This window comes from Protofrankia sp. CiT1 (assembly GCF_917627335.1).
In the GTDB taxonomy this organism is placed as follows: Bacteria; Actinomycetota; Actinomycetes; order Frankiales; family Frankiaceae; genus Protofrankia.
In genome coordinates this window covers 7178-8391 of record NZ_CAKJTP010000175.1, presented here as the reverse complement: position 1 = coordinate 8391, position 1214 = coordinate 7178, and the positions used below count along the sequence as shown (strand labels likewise).

2 protein-coding genes are annotated in these 1214 nt (G+C 67.5%); both read right to left on the bottom strand.

Annotation, left to right across the window (positions count from 1 at the left end; all coding sequences use genetic code 11):
• A partial coding sequence (locus tag MJ785_RS19000) for a catalase (protein WP_239382092.1) occupies positions 1-625 on the bottom strand: 625 nt, incomplete at its 3' end.
• Between the two features lie 266 nt (positions 626-891).
• A partial coding sequence (locus MJ785_RS18995) for a histidine phosphatase family protein (RefSeq protein ID WP_239382090.1) occupies positions 892-1214 on the bottom strand: 323 nt, incomplete at its 5' end.

The following is a 1214-nucleotide window of genomic DNA, read 5'->3' as shown; positions in this document are numbered from 1 at the left end:
TGCCGTAACCGTTCATATGCCGCCAGGAACGCGGCGTTCCGCGATCGCTCATCAAAATCAGTACCTGGTGAGCCGACTCGGGTGACAGCGTCCAGAAGTCCCACTGCATGTTGTTGTCGCGCAGGTGGGTGTCGGCCCGCCGCTTCTGCGAGCGGATGAAGTCCTGGAACTTGCTCGGGTCACGTACGAAGAAGATCGGCGTATTGTTGCCGACCAGATCGTAGTTGCCGTCCTCGGTGTAGAACTTGATCGCGAAACCACGCGGGTCGCGGACCGTGTCAGCGCTGCCAAGCTCCCCGGCCACGGTGGAGAACCGGACGAACACGTCGGTGCGCTTGCCCACCTCGGAGAGGAACGCGGCCCTGGTGTACCTGGTGACCTCCGCGGTCACCTCGAAATAGCCGTGCGCGCCGCCCCCTTTGGCGTGAACAACGCGCTCGGGCACCCGCTCCCGGTTGAACTGCGCCATCTTCTGGAGCAGATAGTGATCCTGAAGCAGCAGCGGGCCATCCGGGCCGACTGACAGCGAATGCTCGTCACTCGGCGCCGGGATCCCCGCGTCCGTCGTTGTCGGGCGTGCCGGGTTGGCGGGTACCGGGTTGGCAGGTGGTCGAGACTCCGTCATTGAGGCTCACTCCTGTCCTGTCGTCGCGGCCCTGCCGCTCGACGGGGCCTGCTTGGAGCGACCGGCAACGGGGGAGGCGGCATCGCGGGGCTATCGGCGGGGCCGGGGCACGCGCCTCGCGGCATCGCTGTCCATCCATTGCCGCGCGATGCACGTGCCCCAGCCCCATTCCTTGATCTACCCCCCTGCTGCCGGGCGCTCGTACGTCGGGGGACGAGGAAGGCCTACCCACCCGCGCGGCTCGGAAAGCCATGGAATCCGACGCTCTATGCCGGCTCGTTCAGGGCCGGCTCGTTCAGGCGCAGGACCGCACGCGTCTCGTGCTCATGCCCGAGGATGGACAGCCCACCGGCATCCAGGACGAAACGGGCGCCGAAAGCCGGATCCAGCTCCAGCCAGCGCACGACCAGCACCCGCAGCATGTGGCCATGCCCGACCAGGGCGACATCACCTCGTTCCAGGTACGGCAGGACACGTCCGATCACCCGGTCAGCGCGGCTACCGACCTGCGCGGGGGTCTCGCCCCCGGGGGTGGGCCCGCTCCACACCGTCCACCCCGGCACCGATCGGCGGATGTCAGGCGTTGTGA